Origin of the sequence: Rhodovulum sulfidophilum DSM 1374, assembly GCF_001633165.1 — a bacterium.
Classification (GTDB): Bacteria; Pseudomonadota; Alphaproteobacteria; order Rhodobacterales; family Rhodobacteraceae; genus Rhodovulum; species Rhodovulum sulfidophilum.
The window spans coordinates 1,593,593-1,612,790 of record NZ_CP015418.1; the positions used below are offsets into that span (position 1 = coordinate 1,593,593).

At 68.2% G+C, this 19,198-nt stretch carries 15 protein-coding genes and 2 pseudogenes; 9 read left to right on the forward strand and 8 right to left on the reverse strand.

Annotated elements, in window-relative coordinates; all coding sequences use genetic code 11:
* Positions 1 to 3 precede the first annotated feature (3 nt).
* The 9 genes from A6W98_RS07555 (at position 4) to folD (ending at position 10,511) form a co-directional block, all read left to right on the forward strand.
* Entirely contained in the window at positions 4 to 1,152 is a 1,149-nt protein-coding gene (locus A6W98_RS07555) for a hypothetical protein (protein ID WP_042459815.1), read from the forward strand.
* Positions 1,152 to 2,477: a Tol-Pal system beta propeller repeat protein TolB gene (gene tolB, locus A6W98_RS07560; protein WP_196760274.1), complete on the forward strand. Its 1,326-nt coding sequence runs from the start codon at positions 1,152 to 1,154 to the stop codon at positions 2,475 to 2,477. The genes A6W98_RS07555 and tolB overlap by 1 nt, the downstream gene beginning before the upstream one ends.
* A 101-nt stretch (positions 2,478 to 2,578) precedes the next feature.
* The gene (gene pal / locus A6W98_RS07565; protein ID WP_042459822.1) at positions 2,579 to 3,082 is read left to right on the forward strand and encodes a peptidoglycan-associated lipoprotein Pal; all 504 of its coding nucleotides are present in this window, start codon (positions 2,579 to 2,581) and stop codon (positions 3,080 to 3,082) included.
* 13 nt (positions 3,083 to 3,095) lie between these two features.
* Positions 3,096 to 3,941 carry a tol-pal system protein YbgF gene (ybgF, locus tag A6W98_RS07570; protein WP_155734886.1) on the forward strand — a complete coding sequence of 282 codons (846 nt, stop codon included), beginning with the start codon at positions 3,096 to 3,098 and terminating at the stop codon, positions 3,939 to 3,941.
* A gap of 17 nt (positions 3,942 to 3,958) precedes the next feature.
* Positions 3,959 to 5,188, forward strand: coding sequence for a tRNA lysidine(34) synthetase TilS (gene tilS, locus A6W98_RS07575; RefSeq protein WP_042464751.1), 1,230 nt, complete (start codon positions 3,959 to 3,961; stop codon positions 5,186 to 5,188).
* An 80-nt stretch (positions 5,189 to 5,268) separates the two neighbouring features.
* Positions 5,269 to 7,176, forward strand: coding sequence for an ATP-dependent zinc metalloprotease FtsH (ftsH, locus tag A6W98_RS07580; protein ID WP_042459828.1), 1,908 nt, complete (start codon positions 5,269 to 5,271; stop codon positions 7,174 to 7,176).
* A gap of 376 nt (positions 7,177 to 7,552) precedes the next feature.
* The gene (locus A6W98_RS07585) at positions 7,553 to 9,229 is read left to right on the forward strand and encodes a formate--tetrahydrofolate ligase (protein ID WP_042459832.1); all 1,677 of its coding nucleotides are present in this window, start codon (positions 7,553 to 7,555) and stop codon (positions 9,227 to 9,229) included.
* Positions 9,230 to 9,303: 74 nt separating this feature from the next.
* Positions 9,304 to 9,612, forward strand: a complete 309-nt coding sequence (locus A6W98_RS07590; RefSeq protein ID WP_042459835.1) for a chorismate mutase — start codon at positions 9,304 to 9,306, stop codon at positions 9,610 to 9,612.
* A complete protein-coding gene (folD, locus tag A6W98_RS07595) occupies positions 9,609 to 10,511 on the forward strand; it encodes a bifunctional methylenetetrahydrofolate dehydrogenase/methenyltetrahydrofolate cyclohydrolase FolD (RefSeq protein ID WP_042459837.1) in 903 nt (300 codons plus the stop codon). Before A6W98_RS07590 ends, folD begins: the two co-directional genes overlap by 4 nt.
* Before the next feature lie 12 nt (positions 10,512 to 10,523).
* On the opposite strand, the gene pdeM is transcribed toward folD, so the two are convergent.
* The 8 genes and pseudogenes from pdeM to A6W98_RS07635 form a co-directional block, all read right to left on the reverse strand.
* Positions 10,524 to 11,186 carry a ligase-associated DNA damage response endonuclease PdeM gene (gene pdeM / locus A6W98_RS07600; RefSeq protein WP_042459840.1) on the reverse strand — a complete coding sequence of 221 codons (663 nt, stop codon included), beginning with the start codon at positions 11,184 to 11,186 and terminating at the stop codon, positions 10,524 to 10,526.
* A gap of 40 nt (positions 11,187 to 11,226) precedes the next feature.
* Positions 11,227 to 13,629, reverse strand: coding sequence for a ligase-associated DNA damage response DEXH box helicase (locus A6W98_RS07605; RefSeq protein ID WP_042459843.1), 2,403 nt, complete (start codon positions 13,627 to 13,629; stop codon positions 11,227 to 11,229).
* A 33-nt stretch (positions 13,630 to 13,662) separates the two neighbouring features.
* Entirely contained in the window at positions 13,663 to 14,100 is a 438-nt protein-coding gene (gene dtd, locus A6W98_RS07610) for a D-aminoacyl-tRNA deacylase (RefSeq protein WP_042459846.1), read from the reverse strand.
* Positions 14,097 to 15,023 carry a carbohydrate kinase family protein gene (locus A6W98_RS07615; protein WP_042459849.1) on the reverse strand — a complete coding sequence of 309 codons (927 nt, stop codon included), beginning with the start codon at positions 15,021 to 15,023 and terminating at the stop codon, positions 14,097 to 14,099. The genes dtd and A6W98_RS07615 overlap by 4 nt, the downstream gene beginning before the upstream one ends.
* A 70-nt stretch (positions 15,024 to 15,093) precedes the next feature.
* Positions 15,094 to 16,194: a TFIIB-type zinc finger domain-containing protein gene (locus tag A6W98_RS07620; protein ID WP_042459852.1), complete on the reverse strand. Its 1,101-nt coding sequence runs from the start codon at positions 16,192 to 16,194 to the stop codon at positions 15,094 to 15,096.
* Positions 16,195 to 16,201: 7 nt separating this feature from the next.
* A complete protein-coding gene (locus A6W98_RS07625) occupies positions 16,202 to 17,326 on the reverse strand; it encodes an SPFH domain-containing protein (protein WP_042459855.1) in 1,125 nt (374 codons plus the stop codon).
* A 151-nt stretch (positions 17,327 to 17,477) separates the two neighbouring features.
* Positions 17,478 to 18,131, reverse strand: a pseudogene (locus A6W98_RS07630) (DUF6338 family protein); the annotation flags it as partial.
* Between the two features lie 68 nt (positions 18,132 to 18,199).
* Positions 18,200 to 19,176: pseudogene (locus tag A6W98_RS07635) on the reverse strand (IS5 family transposase).
* Positions 19,177 to 19,198: the final 22 nt, after the last annotated feature.

A 19,198-nucleotide genomic window follows, 5' to 3' on the forward strand; every position in this document is an offset into this window, starting at 1 on the left:
CAAATGAACACCGGGACCTATATCTCGGGGGGCGCGCATCTGGGGCTGATCGCCTGGGTGATGCTGGCAGGGCTGTTCGAGGCCCCGCCGCCGAAACCGATGGAGGTAAGCGACGTGACGATCCTGTCCGGCGACGAGTTCGCGGCGCTGACGGCTCCGGCCGCGGCGCCGAAGCCGTCGCAGGAGATCGCCCCGCCCGAGGCCCCGTCGCTGCCCAGCTCGCCCCGTCCCGCGCCCGCCCCCGAGGCCCGTCCCCAGCGTCCCGCCCCGCCCGTGCCGCAGGAAGCGGCCGAACCCGATCCGGCGCCCGAGGCGCTCGAGCCCCCGGCCGAGGCCGATGTCGCCGAGACCGTGACCGCGCCCGAGGCCCCCGAAATCCCCGACGCGCCCGAAGCGCCTGTGACCGATACCGCGCCGCCGCGTCCCTCGACCCGGATCGCGCCCGAACCCTCGGCGCCGCCGCCCGAGGATGCGGTCCTGGCCGAGCAGCCCTCGCAGGCGACCCGCCCCGATCCGGCCGCCGAAAGCCCGCAGCCCGAGGCCGACGAGGCCGCGCCCGAAGAGGCCGCGACCCAGACCGTGACCGAGGCCGAGGAACAGCCCGAGACCGGGCTTGCCATGGCCGCCTCGCCACGGCCCCGGAGCCGCCCCGCCGCGCTGCCGCCTGAAGATACCGCCGCCGCGCCCGAGGCGCCGGAAGAGCCCGCAGAGCCCGCCTCGGAAGAGGACGATCTGGCCGATGCCGTCGCCGATGCCGTGGCCGATGCGATGTCGGAGCCGGCCGCGGCGCCGGAGGGCACCGGCGGGACCGGGCGCGCGGCCAGCGGCCCGCCGCTGACCGGCGGCGAGCGCGACGCGCTTCGGGTCGCGGTCTCGCGCTGCTGGAATGTCGGCTCGCTCTCGACCGACGCGTTGCAGACCTCGGTCGTTGTCGGCGTCGACATGGAAGAGACCGGAAAGCCCGATATCGGCTCGATCCGGATGGTGTCCTGGTCCGGCGGATCGGAAACCGCCGCACGCCAGACCTACGAATCGGCGCGCCGCGCCATTGTGATGTGCGGCTCGTCGGGTTTCCCGCTGCCGGTCGAGAAATACGACCAGTGGCGCCAGATCGAGATGACCTTCGACCCAGGAAAGATGAGGATTCGATGATGCTGCGCCTTCTGACCGCGATCCTTGCGCTGGCCCTTGGACATGCCGCGCTGCCGGCGCAGGCTCAGAACGGTCCCCTGAGGATCGTGATCGACGAGGGGGTGATCGAGCCCTTGCCCTTCGCCGTGCCCGAATTCGTGGCCGAGAATGCGGCCGCGGCCGAATATGCGCGGAACATCACCCGGGTGATCGCCGCCGATCTCGAAGGCAGCGGGCTGTTCCGCGAGATCCCGCGCGAGGCCTTCCTGTCGACGGTCACGAGCTTTGCAAGCCCGGTGCAATATTCCGACTGGAAGGCGATCAATGCCCAGGCGCTGATCACCGGCGCGGTCAGCGTCGACGGCTCGGGGCGGCTCAGCGTCAAGTTCCGGCTTTACGACGTCTTCTCGCAGGCGCCGCTGGGTGACGGGCTGCAATTCGGCGGCGCAGCGGCAAGCTGGCGCCGGGTGGCCCACAAGGTGGCCGATCAGGTCTATTCGCGGATCACCGGCGAGGGCGGCTATTTCGACAGCCGCGTGGTCTTCGTGGCCGAGCGCGGCCCCAAGAACGAGCGCGCCAAGCAGCTGGCGATCATGGATTACGACGGCGCCAACATGCAGCCGCTGACCGATGCCAATTCGATCGTGATCGCGCCGCGCTTTTCGCCGACCGGCGACCGGGTGCTCTACACCAGCTACGAAAGCGGCTTTCCCCGGATCTATCTGCTGGATGTGGCGACCGGTCAGCGCCGGGTGCTCGACGACCAGCCCGGCACCATGACCTTCGCGCCGCGCTTTGCCCCCGACGGTCGGCGGGTGCTGTTCTCGCTGTCGCAGGGCGGCAATACCGATCTGTACGAGCTTGACCTGCAATCGGGCCGCCGCACCCGGCTTTCGGATGCGCCCTCGATCGAGACCGCGCCGAGCTTCTCGCCCGATGGCAGCCAGATCGTCTTCGAATCCGACCGCTCGGGCAAGCAGCAGCTTTACGTGATGCCCGCGACCGGGGGCGAGCCGCGCCGGATCTCGTTCGGGCAGGGGCGCTACGGCACCCCGGTCTGGTCCCCGCGCGGCGATTACATCGCCTTCACCAAGCAGAACAAGGGCCGGTTCCATATCGGCGTGATGCGGACCGACGGCTCCGAGGAACGCCTGCTGACCGCCTCCTTCCTCGACGAGGGCCCGACCTGGGCGCCGAATGGCCGGGTGATCATGTTCACCCGCGAAACCGCTGGCGCGGCCGGGGCGCCGGGGCTCTATACCGTCGACATCACCGGGCGGAACCTGCGCAAGGTCCCCTATCGGGGGCAGGGCTCCGACCCGTCCTGGTCTCCGCTTCAGCCCTGAGCCCGACAGACGCGCCCGGCCCGCCTTGGCGCGTTTGCCTGATCCGATCCCGCTGGTAGGATGCCCCCGCCGGCCATGACCCGACAAAGAGGACTTCTCGAATGAACCGCATCGCTACCTCTCTTCTGCTGGTGACGGCGCTTGCCGTCTCGGCCTGTTCCAATGCCGACCGGTTCGGGTCGGCCAATGGCGGTGCCGCCGGCGCCTATGGCGTCAACGGCTCGCCCAGCGATCCGACCTCGGTCGCCTATTTCAACCAGACCATCGGCGACCGCGTGCTGTTCGCCGTCGACCAGAGCTCGCTTTCGCCCGACGCGACCGTCACGCTTGATGCCCAGGCCGACTGGCTGAACCAGAACACCGCCTATTCCGCCACCATCGAAGGCCATGCCGACGAACAGGGCACCCGCGAATACAACCTTGCCCTCGGCGCCCGCCGCGCCAATGCGGTCAAGGAATATCTGGTGTCGCGCGGGGTCTCGCCGAACCGGCTGCAGACCGTGACCTATGGCAAGGAGCGTCCGCTTGCGATCTGCTCGGCGGAATCGTGCTATGCCAAGAACCGGCGGGCGGTGAGCGTGCTCGCTGCCGGCGCGGGGGCCTGAGGAGGACAGGATGATGAGGCGGATTGCGGCGTTTGCCCTGACGGTGGCTCTGGGGCTGGCGGCGGGCGGGCCCGTCTCCGCCCAGTCGCGCGACGAGACCCTGGCGGATATCCGCCAGGAACTGACGGTGCTGAATGTCACGGTGCAGGGGCTCAAGCGCGAGCTCTCGACCACCGGCGGTGCCATGGGCGCGGCCGCGGGCGGATCTGCGCTGCAGCGGCTCGATGCGATCGAGGAACAGCTGCAGCGGCTGACCTCGAAGACCGAGGAGCTTGAACACCGGATCCGGCAGGTGGTCGATGACGGCACCCGCCGGATCGGCGATCTCGAATTCCGGCTGGTCGAACTGGAGGGCGGCGACGTCTCGAAGCTTGGCCAGACCTCGACGCTGGGCGGTGGCGCCGGACCGGACATGCCCGCCCCGGCGATCACGCCCGCGCCCGACAGCACCGGCAGCACGGACGGCATGGAGCTTGCGGTCGGCGAGCGTGCCGATTTCGACGCCGGCAAGGCCGCGCTCGCCTCCGGAGAGAACGAGAAGGCGGCCGAGATCCTGGCCCGGTTCGGCGAGACCTATCCGGGCAGTCCGCTTTCGGGCGAGGCCCAGTTCCTGCGCGGCGAGGCGTTGTCGGCGGCGGGCGAGACCTCGCAGGCCGCGCGCGCCTATCTCGAAAGCTTCTCGGGCAGTCCGTCGGGGCCGCGTGCCCCGGTTGCGCTGCTCAAGCTCGGACTTGCGCTGAAGGATCTGGGGCAGAGCCGCGAGGCCTGCGTCACGCTCGGCGAGGTGCGCAACCGCTTCTCGGGCTCGGCCGAGGCGCAGCAGGCCGCGAGTGCGATGGGGGCCGCCGGGTGCAACTGACCGCCCGCGCCGCGCCGCTGGCCGCAGCGCTCGAGAGGGCCTGTCCGGGCGAGGCGCCGCTGGCGGTGGCGGTTTCGGGCGGCGGGGATTCCCTGGCGCTGCTGCTGGTCGCGGCGGCGCGGGCCGAGGCCTCGGGTCCGAAGGTTTCGGCGGTGACCGTCGATCACGGGCTCCGGCCCGAAGCCGCCGCCGAGGCCCGCCGCGTGGCCGCGATCTGCGCGAGGCGCGGCATTCCCCATGAGACGCTTGTCTGGCAGGGCTGGGACGGGCGCGGCAATCTGCAGGATGCGGCGCGGCAGGCACGGCTGCGGCTGATCGCCGGTTGGGCCAAGGAACGGGGCATCGGCCGCGTGGCGCTGGCCCATACCCGCGACGATCAGGCCGAAACCGTGCTGATGCGGCTGGCGCGCGGGGCCGGTGTCGACGGCCTGGCGGGGATGGCGCCCGAGCGGCGGGCCGGGGGCGTGACCTGGCTGCGGCCCTTTCTCGACATCTCGCGGGCCGATCTGCGGCTCTATCTCGAGGCCTGCGGGCAGGACTGGATCGACGACCCCTCCAATGACGACCGGCGCTTCGAGCGGGTGCGGGTCCGGCAGGCGCTCGATCTGTTGCGCCCGCTCGGGATCGGCGCGGCGGGGCTTGCCGCGACCGCGACCCGGCTTGCTTCGGCCCGGGCCGCCCTCGAGGCCGCGACCGTCGAGGCGGCGGCGCGGCTGGTGCGCGAAGAGGCGGGCGATCTGCTGATCGAGGCCGGGGGGCTGGCCGCTCTGCCCGCAGAGATCGCGCGCCGGCTGATGCTGGCGGGGCTCGGCTGGGTTTCGGGTGCGGCCTATCCGCCGCGCGCCCGGGCGCTCGAGGCCACGCTGGCGGCGTTGACGCGCGGCCCCCGCGCTACGCTTCACGGCTGTCTTCTGCAACGCGCCGGGGGGCGGATCCGGATCGGGCGCGAGGCCGCCGCCGTAGCAGGGCTAAGCTGCGCGCCCGGCAGCCTCTGGGACGGGCGCTGGCGGCTTTCCGGACCTGAGGGCGCCGAGGGGCAGGAGGGGCTTGAGATCCGCGCGCTGGGCGAGGCGGGGCTTGCCGCCTGTCCGGACTGGCGCGCGGCGGGACTGCCGCGCACGAGCCTGATCGCCTCGCCCGCGGTCTGGCGCGGGGGCGGGCTGATCGCCGCACCGATGGCCGGGCATGGCAAGGATTGGAGCGCTGCGGTAAACTGTTCATTCACGGCCTACCTACTCTCGCATTGAACATGCGCGCTCAATCGCTATCTTAGTCCAATGGTCGGGCGCCCCTTTGCCCGGCGCACCGAAATTCTAAGGAGTACGCCTTGGGCAACGCGCGACAAATCGCCTTCTGGGTCGTCCTGTTTCTGCTGATCCTGGCGCTTTTCAATCTGTTCAGCGGCGGGCAGGGGACGACGTCCTCGCAAACCATCAGCTATTCCGAGTTCCTCCGCAACGTCGAGGCCGGCGAGGTCTCCAGCGTCAAGCTGGACGGCGAGCGTGCGTTGATCCGGGAAACCGATGGCACCACCGTCACCGCGATCGTTCCGCGCGGCACCGACGTGACCGAGCAGCTGCTCGCCAAGAATGTCGATGTCACCGCCGAACCGCAGGAACAGAACGGGCTTCTGGCCTATATCGGCACGCTTCTGCCCTTCATCATCCTGATCGGGATCTGGATCTTCCTGATGAACCGGATGCAGGGCGGCGGACGCGGCGGCGCCATGGGCTTCGGCAAGTCCAAGGCCAAGCTCTTGACCGAAAAGCATGGCCGCGTCACCTTCGACGACGTGGCCGGCATCGACGAGGCCAAGGACGAGCTGGAAGAGATCGTCGAATTCCTGCGCAACCCGCAGAAATTCTCGCGTCTCGGCGGCAAGATCCCGAAAGGCGCGCTGCTGGTCGGCCCGCCCGGCACCGGCAAGACGCTTCTGGCCCGCGCCATCGCGGGCGAGGCCGGGGTGCCCTTCTTCACCATCTCGGGCTCCGACTTCGTCGAGATGTTCGTCGGCGTCGGCGCGAGCCGTGTCCGCGACATGTTCGAGCAGGCCAAGAAGAACGCCCCCTGCATCGTCTTCATCGACGAGATCGACGCTGTCGGCCGGTCGCGTGGCGTCGGCTATGGCGGCGGCAATGACGAGCGCGAACAGACGCTGAACCAGCTTCTGGTCGAGATGGACGGCTTCGAGGCCAATGAGGGCATCATCATCGTCGCGGCCACCAACCGCCCCGACGTGCTGGACCCCGCGCTGTTGCGTCCCGGCCGGTTCGACCGCCAGGTGCAGGTGCCGAACCCCGACATCAAGGGCCGCGAGAAGATCCTCGGCGTCCATGCCCGCAAGGTGCCGCTTGGCCCCGATGTGGATCTGCGCATCATCGCCCGCGGCACGCCCGGCTTCTCGGGTGCGGATCTCGCGAACCTCGTCAACGAAGCGGCGCTGATGGCCGCGCGCGTCGGTCGGCGCTTCGTCACGATGGAGGATTTCGAGAACGCCAAGGACAAGGTCATGATGGGCGCCGAGCGGCGGTCCATGGTCATGACCGAGGACGAGAAGAAGCTGACCGCCTATCACGAGGGCGGCCATGCCATCGTCGGGCTGAACGTCCCGCAGCATGACCCGATCCACAAGGCGACCATCATCCCGCGCGGTCGTGCGCTGGGTCTGGTGCTCAGCCTGCCCGAACGCGACCAGCTGTCGGTCAGCTACACCAAGTACAAGTCCAAGATCGCCATGGCGATGGGCGGGCGCGTGGCCGAAGAGCTGATCTTCGGCAAGGAGAACGTGACCTCGGGCGCCTCCTCGGACATCCAGCAGGCGACCCGGATCGCCCGCGCGATGGTGACCCAGTTCGGCTTCGACGAAGAGCTGGGCTATGTCGACTATGCCAATGAACAGGACAGCTACCTCGGGTCCTATAACAGCGGGCCCAAGCACTCGACCGCGACCCAGAAGATCATCGACGACAAGGTCAAGGCTCTGGTCGACGAGGGCTACCGGACCGCGACGCAGATCCTGACCGACAAGCGCGAGGATCTGGAACGGCTGGCCCAGGGGCTTCTGGAATACGAGACCCTGACCGGCAGCGAGATCGCCAAGGTCATCGCCGGCGAGGCGCTGAGCCGGGGCGATGACGACCCGCCCAGTGCCGGTGGCGACACGCCCTCGGTCACGGCCATTCCGAAGACCAAGCCGAGGCCCAAATCCGGCTTCGAGCCGGAACCGATGGCCTGAGCCAGCGCTCTTTGCAGAACTGAAGCCCCGGAACCGCGCAGGTTCCGGGGTTTTCTTTTTCAGGCGGGGCGGTCTGCGCATGGGCCGATGCGCGAGCCCCTGGCCTGCTTCCTTTCACATTGCTGCGGCTGCCCGGAAAGACAGTCCGGTATAAGGCTGTTCCGCTGCACCCCACGCTCTCGCTGTCTCCCCTTCTGCGGCCCGGTCGCGTGCTGTCTTGTGGTCTTCGGAAGGACGCCCTCCGGGGCGCCTCGGCAGGGGCTGCCCGAGGTCCTCCCGCGTCGGTTTCAACTGTCCACACCGAGTTCGGAGGCGCTGGCCCTCGCCCCGGCAAGCGGCTATCTCTGGGCAAAACGGGAACCGAGGGAGGGTCGGCATGGCGCCGAAGACGGATATCGAAATCGCCCGCGCGGCCGACAAGCGTCCGATCGAGGAGATCGGCGCCAGGCTCGGCATTCCGGCCGAGGCGCTGCTGCCCTATGGGCGTGACAAGGCCAAGGTCGGGGCCGGGTTCATCGCCGGTCTCGAGGGGCGTCCCGAAGGCCGCCTGATCCTTGTGACCGCGATCAATCCTACGCCAGCGGGCGAGGGCAAGACGACGACGACAGTGGGGCTGGGAGACGGCCTCAGCCGTCTGGGCCACAACACCGCGATCTGTATCCGCGAGGCCTCGCTCGGGCCCTGTTTCGGGATGAAGGGCGGTGCGGCCGGCGGCGGTTATGCCCAGATCGTGCCGATGGAGGACATGAACCTCCATTTCACCGGCGATTTCCATGCCATCACCTCGGCCCATAACCTGCTGGCCGCGATGATCGACAACCACATCTACTGGGGCAACGAGCTGGATATCGACCAGCGCCGCGTGACCTGGCGGCGGGTGATGGACATGAACGACCGGGCGTTGCGCGACATCGTCTGCTCGCTCGGCGGGGCCTCGAACGGTTACCCGCGCGAGACCGGCTTCGACATCACCGTGGCCTCCGAGGTGATGGCAATCCTCTGCCTGGCCACCGATCTGGCCGATCTGCAGCGGCGGCTTGGCGACATCATCATCGGCTATACCCGCGACAAGGCGCCGGTCCATGCCCGCGACCTGAAGGCCGATGGTGCGATGACGGCGCTCTTGCGCGAGGCGATGCAGCCCAACCTGGTGCAGACGCTGGAACATACCCCCGCCTTCGTCCATGGCGGGCCCTTCGCCAATATCGCCCATGGCTGCAATTCCGTCATCGCCACGCGCACGGCGCTGCGGCTGGCCGATTACGTCGTCACCGAGGCCGGCTTCGGGGCCGATCTCGGCGCCGAGAAGTTCATGAACATCAAATGCCGCAAGGCCGGGCTTGCGCCTTCGGCGGTGGTGGTCGTGGCCACCGTCAAGGCGCTGAAGATGAATGGTGGTGTCGCCAGGGACGATCTGAAGGCCGAGGATGTGGCCGCGGTCAAGGCGGGCTGTGCCAATCTCGGTCGCCATATCGAGAACATGCGTTCCTTCGGGGTGCCCGCCATCGTCGCCATCAACCATTTCGCGGGCGATACCGAGGCCGAGATCGCCGCCGTGCAGGATTACGTGCGCGGGCAGGGGACCGAGGCGGTGCTGTGCCGGCATTGGGCCGAGGGCGGCGCCGGCATCGAGTCTCTGGCCGAGAAGGTCGTGGCGCTGGCCGAGAGCGACCATCACAGCTTTGCGCCGCTCTATCCCGACGAGATGGGGCTTTTCCACAAGATCGAGACCATCGCGCGCCGGATCTACCGGGCCGATCATGTCGTGGCCGACCAGAAGATCCGCGACCAGCTGACCGCCTGGGAAGAGGCGGGCTATGGTCATCTGCCGGTCTGCATGGCCAAGACCCAGTATTCCTTCACCGCGGATCCCGAACGGATCGGCGCGCCCGAGGGCTTCGATGTTCCGATCCGCGAGGTGCGCCTGGCGGCGGGGGCGGGTTTCGTGGTGGCGATCTGCGGCCGGATCATGACCATGCCGGGCCTGCCGCGCCATCCGGCGGCCGAGACCATCGGCCTGAATGCCGAGGGCCAGATCGAAGGGCTGTTCTGAGCCGCAGACGGATTGAACCCCCCAGGCGGGCAGGCTAACACGCCATGGACGGATCCCGGAACGCGAGAGGCCCGATGATCGCTCCTGACCAGTGCCGCAGCATGGACGAACTCCGCATCCAGATCGACGCGCTTGACGCGCGTCTGGTTGCGCTTCTGGCCGAGAGGGCGCGCTATATCGACCGCGCCGCCCAGCTCAAGTCGGGTCTCGGCCTGCCCGCCCGGATCGACGACCGCGTCGAGGAGGTGGTGGCCAATGTCCGGACCCGGGCCTCGGCCGAGGGGCTCGATCCGGGCCTGGCCGAGATGCTTTGGCGCGACCTCATCGAATGGTCGATCGGGCGCGAGGAAATGGCCCTTGGGGCCGGGGAGGAGCCGCGATGAACGCAACCTTGATCGACGGCAAGGTCTTTGCCGCCAGCATCCGCGAGAAGGTCGCGGCCCATGTCGCGCGGCTTCAGGCCGAGCACGGCCTGACCCCGGGTCTCGCCGTGGTCCTGGTCGGCGAGGACCCCGCCAGCCAAGTCTATGTGCGCAACAAGGGGCAGCAGACGAAAGAGGTCGGAATGGCCTCTTTCGAACATCGCCTCGCCGCCGAAACCTCCGAGGCCGACCTTCTGGCGCTGATCGCGCGTCTGAATGCCGACCCGGCCGTGCATGGCATTTTGGTTCAGCTGCCCGTGCCCGACCATATCGACGAGGCCAAGGTCATCAACGCCATCGCGCCTGAAAAAGATGTCGACGGCTTTCACATTTCGAATGTCGGACTGCTGGCCACCGGGCAGAAGTCGATGGTGCCCTGCACGCCTCTGGGATGCCTGCTGATGCTGCGCGATACGCTGGGCAGTCTGTCGGGGCTGAACGCCGTCGTGGTCGGGCGCTCGAACATCGTCGGCAAGCCGATGGCGCAATTGCTGCTGAAGGAAAGCTGCACCGTCACGGTCGCCCATTCGCGCACCCGCGACCTGGCCGGGCTCTGCCGCAGTGCCGATATCCTTGTGGCCGCCGTGGGCCGTCCGCAGATGATCCCTGGCGACTGGGTCAAGCCCGGCGCCACGGTGATCGACGTCGGCATCAATCGTATCCCGGCGCCCGAGAAGGGGGAGGGCAAGACCCGGCTGGTCGGCGATGTCGATTTCGCCGGTGCCGCCGAGGTCGCGGGCGCGATCACGCCGGTGCCGGGCGGGGTCGGGCCGATGACCATCGCCTGCCTCTTGGCCAATACCGTCACCGCCTGCTGCCGCGCCAATGATCTGCCCGAGCCCGAGGGGCTGACCGTCTGAGGCACGCCGCGCTCAGCTGCGCATCGGAAAAGCCAGGGCCTTCTGTCCGGTCAGGACGGCCAAGGCCTCTGGCCCCATGAGCCTGTCGAGTGTCGGATCGCTTGCGGTAAGCCCGCCGGTATAGGCGCCGAAGGCGGGAAGGATCGCCCGCGCGGCGTCGATAAGAAAGCAGGGCCGGGCCAGTCGTCGCCCGCCCAGGCTAATCCGGGATTTCGGGTGATAATGGCCTGAAATTTCGTTCTTTTCCCCCGGAATGGCGATATGCCGGAAGTGTAGTGGCCCGATCCGGGTTTCGGCCAGGGCGCTGCCGCCAGGGGCGACCGGGGCGGGATCGTGATTGCCCGCGATCCAGATCCAGCGGCGTCCGGCCATCAGCGCCGACAGCCGCCGCACGGCGGAGGCTGGCAACGCGCGCGACGCCTCGTCGTCATCGAAGCTGTCGCCGAGGCAGATCACGCAACGGGGCGCCAGAATGTCGATCTCGGCGGACAGCCGTGCCAGCGTCTCGTCGCTATCATAGGGGGGTAGCAAGGCCCCGCCCTGTCGTGCCATCCGCCCGGCCTTTCCAAGATGCAGATCGGCCACGACCAGCAGAGATTCGTCCTGCCACCAGAGCGCGCCCGAAGCGCGGGCGGTAAGCCGGGCCCCGGCCAGGGTGAAATCATGTCCGGTCATGGCGATGTGTCGAACCGATCTGCCGCCGTAATGCAAGATCTCAGGCAAGGCCGGCCTCGGCCATCATCCGCGCCGCTGCGGCGTCCAGAAGGCGCTGTTCGGCCGCGCCCTGAACCGGCACCCGCCCGGCCTCGAGCAACAGCGGTGCGGCCAGAGGAGAGACCCGGTCGAGGCGCATATGGTCGATCCGGCCGTGTACCCGGGCCAGCATTTCCTCGATCCGGCCGAAATCGACGAGACCGCGCATCGCTTCCTCGCGGGTGATGTCCAGAAGCAGATGGCCGGGGTCGTGGCGAAGGAGCGTGTCATAGAGGATATCCGACGAAAATGTCGCCTGGCGCCCGGTCTTGCGCTGGCCTGGCAGATTGCGCTCGATCAGCCCCGCAATCACGGCCGATGTTCGAAAACTGCGTTTCATGACGGCGTTTCCGGCCAGCCACTCCGCGAAAGCGCTATGAAGACTGTTCGAATCGAGCAAGGCTGAAGGGGTCTCGACCTCGTCGAGTCCCCAGATCAGCGTGGCATGATCGGCGGCCACGAAGCCCAGCGGCGCGAGCCCGGCTGCCTCCATCCTCTGGGTCAGCAAGAGGCCCAGGGTCTGCTGTGCATTCCGTCCGGCAAAGCCGTAGACGCAGAGGTGATGGCGGCCCTCGAAGGCGAAGGTCTCGACCAGCAGACGGTCGGGGTCGGGCAGGCGCGAGAGCCTGCGCTGCAGCTTCAGCCAGTCGGCGGTATGAGCGGGCAGGCCGGGCCAGTCAGGCACGTTCAGCAACTCGAGGATCCGGCCGCAGAGCCGGGTCGAGGTGGCGAATTTGGTGCCCGCGAAGACCGCAATTTTGGGCATGCGGCCCGGGCTTGGGCTGACTTCGACGACCATCTCGCGCAGCCCCTCGAAGCGGACCACCTGGCCGCCGATCAGAAAGCTGTCGCCTTGAGTCAGCGTGGCCGCAAAGGCCTCTTCGATCTCGCCGAGCGGTGCGCCGCGGCGGGCGGGCTTCAGGCGCACCTTCAGCCGTTCCTCCTCGACGATGGTGCCGAGATTCATCCGGATGCGGCGGGCCGTGCGCGGATCGCGTAGTGCCCAACGTCCGTCGGGGGCCTGTTTCAGCCGCTGCCAGCGGTCATAGGCCCGGAGCGCATAGCCGCCGGTCGCGGCGAAATCGAGACAGGCATCGAAGCCAGAGCGGGTGAGACCGGCATAGGGTCCGGCCAAGCGGATCTCGTCGAACAGCGCATCGGCCTCGAAGGGACCGGCGGCGGCGCAGGCCAGGATGTGCTGACACAGCACGTCGCGGGCGCCGGGGCCGCGCGGCGCTCCGTCGAGATCGCGGGCGCGCACCGCCTCGAGCGCGGCGAGGCATTCGACCACCTCGAACCGGTTCGCGGGCACGAGCAGGGCCTTGGAGGGCGCGGAATAGCGGTGATTGGCGCGGCCGATCCGTTGCACCAGGCGCTTGACGTTCTTCGGCGCGCCGACCTGGATCACCAGATCGACATCGCCCCAGTCGATCCCCAGATCGAGCGATCCGGTGCAGACGACGGCGCGCAACCGGCCCTCGGCCATCGCGGCCTCGACCTTGAGCCGGGCCTCGCGCGACAGGCTGCCGTGATGGATCGCGATCGGCAGGTTCGCCTCATTGGCAAACCAGAGATCGCGGAAGAACAGCTCGGCCTGTGCGCGGGTATTGTGGAAGATCAGCGTGGTGCGGTGTTCTGCGATCTGCCCGAGCACGGCCGGGATGGCATGGCGCGCGCCGCCACCGGCCCAGGGCGGCGGTGTGCCGGTCTCGAGCATGGCGATATCGGGCGGCGGGCCCGGATCGGCGGTCAGGATCTCGCAGGGCGTGCCCGCGGGGGCCAGAAACCGGCCAAGCGCGGGCGGGTCCTCGACCGTGGCCGAAAGCCCGACGCGCCGAAGCCCGGGGCAGAGCCGTTCCAGCCGGGCCAGCGCGAGGGTCATCTGATCGCCCCGTTTCGAGTCGGCCAGCGCGTGGATCTCGTCGACGATGACCCGGCGGAGCCCGGCGAAGATGCGCGGCGCATCCTCATAGCTGAGCAGCAGCGCGAGGCTTTCGGGCGTTGTGAGCAGGATATGGGGCGGATCGGCGCGCTGGCGGCGACGGCGCGACTGCGGGGTGTCTCCGGTCCGGTCCTCGACCCGGATCGGCAGCGCCATCTCCTCGATCGGGCGGCCGAGATTGCGCCTTATGTCAGCGGTGAGGGCCTTGAGCGGCGAGATGTAGAGACTGTGCAAGCCATCGCGCGGATTCTCCGCCAGATCGACCAGAGTAGGCAGGAATCCTGCAAGTGTCTTGCCGCCGCCGGTGGGCGCGACCAGCAGCAGTGCGGGCGTTTCGGCGCGGTCCAGCATCGCGCTCTGATGCGGGTGCATCTGCCAGCCACGGGTGGCGAACCAGTCTGCGAAGGGGGCGGGCAGGCCCATTGGCTCAGGAGGGCGGGACGCAGGCTGGGGCGATCATGTCTCGATCCAGATCGTGACCGGCCCGTCATTCACAAGCGCAACCTTCATGTCGGCGCCGAACCGGCCGGTCGCGACCTCGATGCCCTCGGCGGCCAGCGCCTCGGCGAAGCGCAGATACAGCCTCTCGCCGAGATCGGGCGCGGCGGCGCGGGAAAAGCCGGGGCGGTTGCCGCTGGTGGTATCGGCGGCCAGGGTGAACTGGCTGACCACCAGCGCCGCGCCGCCGGTATCGAGCAGCGCGCGGTTCATCTTGCCGGCCTCGTCGCGGAAGATCCGCATCCGGGCGATGCGGCGGGCCAGCTTGTCGGCCTCGGCCTCGGTGTCGCCCGTCATGGCGCAGACAAGCACCAGAAGCCCGGGCCCGATCTCGCCGATGGCGGTGCCGTCGACCCGGACGGCGGCTTCGCTTACACGCTGGACAAGCGCTCTCATGTCAGTTCCTCCATCCAGGGTGGGGTGGCGCCCGCGCGCGAGACGGTGAGGGCGGCGGCGCGGATCGCAAGAGACAGCGCGGCCTCTATCACGCTGTCCGGCAGCCCCTCGGCGAGGGCCGCGCGATCGAGGGCCCCCGCTTTTGCCAGACCGGCCAGAATGCCCGCATCGAAGCTGTCGCCCGCGCCGACCGTGTCGACGACCTGGACGGCGGGCGCGGGCATGAAGTGCTCGGCCGTGTGGCTCAGCGCATGGGCCCCCGCGGCGCCCCGGGTCAGCAGCACCAGCCGCGGGCCCTGGCCCAGCAACCCGCGCGCCAGATCGCAGGGCTCGCCCGGCCCTTCGAGCCAGTGCAGATCCTCGTCCGAGACCTTGACGATGTCGGCCGCCGCGATCATCCGCGCGATCCGGGCGCGATAGGCGGGTTCGTCGGCGATGAAGCCGGGCCGGATATTCGGGTCGAGCATCGTGACCCGGCGTCCGGCCTCGCGCAGGAACAGCGTCTCATAGGCGCTGCCGCAGGGTTCGGCCATCAGCGAGATGCCGCCGCAGAACAGCGCGCCCACCGATGCGGGTAGCGCGGGCAGGTCGGCCGGGGTCAGCATCCGCCCGGCGGTCGCCTCGTCATGGAAGGCATAGCGCGCCTGGCCCTCGACAAGGGTGACGAAGGCCAGCGTGGTCGGTCGGGCCGGACGCGGGCAAAGCCCGGTCTCGACGCCGGAGGCGGCCAGCGCCTCGGCCAGGCTGGTGCCGAAGAGATCGGTCGACAGGCCTGCGAGAAAGCCGGTGGGCACGCCCAGCCGTCCCAGCGCGATGGCGGTGTTGAAGACCGCCCCGCCCGGATGGGGGACGAAAGCCGGTTCGCCCTCGGTGCTGGTCCGGGGCAGCATGTCGATCAGGGCCTCGCCCGCGCAGAGGATCATCTGGGCCTCATCCGTCCGGTTCTGGCGCAGAGCCCGGCGGCCGGGACATGCCCTGCAAGGGGGCATGGGCTCATTGCTGGAGCGCCGAGAGATAGCCGATGCCCGCCGCCAGCCCGCCGACCACCGCCAGCACAAGCCCCACCGCGAAGGCGATCTTCCAGGCCGACCAGGGCCGTTCGCCCTGCACCCGGCCGTTGCGGCCGTTGACGACAAAGCGGTAGGTCTTGCCGCGATAGCGATAGGCCGCCAGCCAGACCGGCAGCAGCACATGCTTGAAGGTCAGCGTCGAGATCCGGGTCTCGAGCCAGTCGACGCGCTGGCGGTCGCCGCCGATATCGAACTTGGCATCGCGGCGGATCACCTGCTCCATGATCTTGCGCGCCTCGATCAGGCCGTCCTCGAGATCGATGGTATAGCCCTCGGAGCGGAACCCCGCGAGGAACTGCGGCTGATAGGGCTGCAGCAGCGACAGGTCCCAGGGTTCGAGCGCATAGGTGTAGCGCTTGGGCAGGCTCTTCGAGGCCAGCACCAGCACGTCGTCGAAGACCCGTGCGACCCGGCCCGAGACCGAGCGCCAGCTGGTCCGCTGCACCCGCACCGTCTCGGTCTTGCCGTTGCGCGTCACCCGGCGGGTTTCGTAATAGACCGTGCCGCGCTGACCGCGGTAGTTCGTGGTCGTGTCGGCGTCGAAGGTCCAGTAGGGAACGTAGATCCCCTCCATCCGGCGGCCCTTGCGGGCATAGTCCTTCAGGCCGTTCGGCGCGAACCAGAGCCGGCCCAGCCAGTCGGTCATGGCCTTGTGCGCCTCGGCCTCGGACAGCGCGAAGGGCAGCACGCCTCTGGGCTTGATCCGCCGCCTGAGCCCGGTTCCGGTGACGACGGGCGTGGCGCAGAACGGGCATTCGGCGGCATGGGTGGCCTCGTCCATCTCGAATTCGGCGCCGCAATTCGTGCATCTGGTCTGGCGGATCTCCTCGATCTCGCTCTCGGGCAGCATCGCGTCCAGCGTGGCCTGATAGTCGAGCTCGACCAGGGTTTCGGTCCGGCGGGCGTCGTCCTCGACGGGCTCGCGATGGCCGCAATGGTCGCAGACCAGCTGGCCCGCATCGGGCGAGTAACGCAGATCGGCCCCGCATTGGTCGCAGGGAAAGCGGTGATCGGAGGCAGTCATCGGCGGGCTACACCCCCGGCGGAGGCGGGGGCGGGGCGACGGTGAAAAGCCGGGCAAGCTCGATCACATCCTCGGCCCGCTTCCAGCCGTCCTGGCCCTGGGTCCAGACATAGCTGTCGCGCCGGAAACTGCCCTCGGCCGCCATCCGGCCCAGCCGGGCCATCGAGAACGGACCCGAGGTCTGGCCGTTCTCGGCGATGTGCCAGACATGTTCGGCCGGCGGAGGCGGGGGCGGAGGAACCGGGGCCGCCGCGGGTTCGGGGCGCGCGCCCCAGGGCCCCGTCGCCCCGGCCATGCCGCTGCCCATCGCCATGCCCAGCCCCGCGCCAAGCCCGGCGGCCATGCCGCCGCCCGCCGGGGACGTGGCGGCAGATGCCATGGCCTCGGCCGCGGAATAGCGGGTATAGCGGTCCAGATCGCCCGCGATGCCCATCGAGGTGCGCCGGTCGAGCGCCTTCTCGACCTCGGGTGGCAGGCTGATGTTCTCGATGTAGAATTCGGGCATGGTCAGGCCGTAGGCATCGAGCGTCTTCGACACTTCGGCGGCGATCAGCGCGCCCAGATCGGCGGTATTGGCGGCCATGTCGAGCACCGGGATGCCGGAGCCCGCGATCACCCGCGAGAATTCCTGCACGATGATGTTGCGGATCTGGAAGCCGATCTCGTCCATGGTGAATTCGCCATCGGTGCCGACGATCTCGACCATGAAGCGGGCGGGGTCGGTGACGCGGATCGCGTAGCTGCCGAAGGCGCGGATCCGGGTCGGTCCGAATTCGGGATCGCGCAGCATCACCGGGTTCTTGGTGCCCCATTTGAGATCGGTGAAGCGCGTGGTGTCGACGAAATAGACATCCGAGAGGAAGGGCGAGCGGAAGCCGTGATCCCAGTGCTGAAGCGTCGTCAGCACCGGCATGTTGTTGGTTTCCAGCATGTAGAGTCCGGGCCGGAAGACATCGGCCAGCTGGCCCTCATGCACGAAGACCGCCGCCTGACCCTCGCGCACGGTCAGCTTGGCGCCATACTTGATGGCATGGCCCTCGCGCTCGAACCGCCAGACCATGGTATCGCGGCGGTCCTCGACCCAATGGATGACATCGATGAACTCGCCGGAAAGAAAGTCGAAAATGCCCATGTCGTGTTATTTGGCTTGTGGCAACCGGACCGTGGATTCGGCGTTTCGGGGCAATTGGGAACTTGTCGGGGGCTTCGTGTTCTGGCCCCCTCCGGCTTGATAGCCACGTTCGCTGCCGGCAGAGCGCTCTCTTGGCTTCGCCTGATAGCCGTTAACGATCATTTTCGCCTTCTGGTCCATCTTCTGCCTTTGCCTCCATGAGAAACTCTATCGATCTTACGTCTCTCAGATTGATAAGGATCGCTCTGCTGTGGCTTGGCTCGCGCCATGTGCCGCTCGTGTCGATGATGTACGCTCTTTCCAGATATAGGTCACTGCGGCCATCGTCGCTAGCTGCAAGCGATTTTTCCCCGAACCAGCCGCCGATCTTGGTGCCGTCATTGAAGGTCACCTCGACCAGGCCCGGCGCGCGATTGTCTCCGAACGCGAAATCATGAGCGCGCTGTACGGGGTGGATGACCGGCAGCGACAGGCGACGTAGCAGACCGTTGCGCCAGTCAGACTTGAGAAACCGGCCCAATGTCCAGCCGAGACCCGTCGGAACCACAATCACGATGGCAACAAGTTTCAGCATGTCCGGAGGAGCGGTGATCCATTTCGGCAGGTCATGTCCGGAAGCGCTTGCGACGACGACAGACCCATAGACCGCCGCCAGAACGTAGACGATGAACTGGACGATGAGGCTGAGGATGATCGCCTCGATCAGGAGCTCGGCCGGCTTCGGTCTCAGCCCCATGACGAAGGCGGAGCGCACGAATATCACGACGTAGCCTGCCAGCAGGTAGCGCGCAAAGAATTCGAATGTTTCGGGGCTGAGGAGGCGTTGTTGCGCAAATCAGCGTTCGTGCTGACTGTCCCCTTTCCCATGGCCCGTCAGGCGATAGCGTCGATCTCGGCCCTGCCGAGGGCCGAGAAGCGATTCATGAATGAGCCATGTCGCGCCATTGGTCCGAGCGACAATGGCGAATGATGCGGATCTGGATTTCGGTGGTCTGGCGGTCGGGTTCTCGTGACATGATCCGCTCACCGAAGAGCTTCAGACGGTTCATCTGGGCCTCGCCCCGACTTCGGACATGGTAGCCAGCCCACTTCTTCCAGAGCGCCCTGCCGAGGTGCCGCGTGGCGCGCAGGATCTCGTTGCGCCCCAATGCTGCGGGGCAGTCTTCTTTCCAGGCGCGGCCGTTCCGGGGGATGGGTATGACGGCATCCGCGCCGCGCGCGATGATGGCAGTGTGGCATCGCCGCCTGTCGTATGCGCCGTCCGCGGTGACGGTGGCACTCTCTTCATCCTCGGGAATGTGCGACAGCAGGTCGGGCAGCAGGGGACTGTCGCCCTGGCGGCGCGAGGTGAACTCGACCGAGCGTATGTCGCCGGTCTCCGTGTCCATTGCGATGTGGACCTTGCGCCATTGCCTGCGACGCGACGGACCATGCTTGCGGGCCAGCCATTCGCCATCGCCATCGCCACGGAACTTGATACCGGTGCTGTCGACAAGGAGGGGCAAGGGCATGCCTGAGCGGCGATAGCGTATCTGCACGCCGATCCGCGCCTGGCGTCGGCACAGCGTCGAATAGTCCGGCACCGGCCAGTCGAGCCCAGCCATCCGGATCAGGCTCTCGACCAGCCCGACCGTCTGCCGCAGTGGAAGGCCGAACAGGACCTTCAGCGTCAGGCAGGTTTGGATCGCGGCATCCGAGAACGTCTCGGGCCGCCCCCGCTTGCCGGTCTTTCCGGCGTGCCAGACAGTGTCGGGATCGAACCAAACCGAGAGCGCCCCCCGCTGGCGGAGCGCGGCGTTGTAGTCGGACCAGTTCGTCGTGCGATAGCGGGTGGGAGAGGGCTTCGGCATGGCATCGATCTAAAGCACGGGA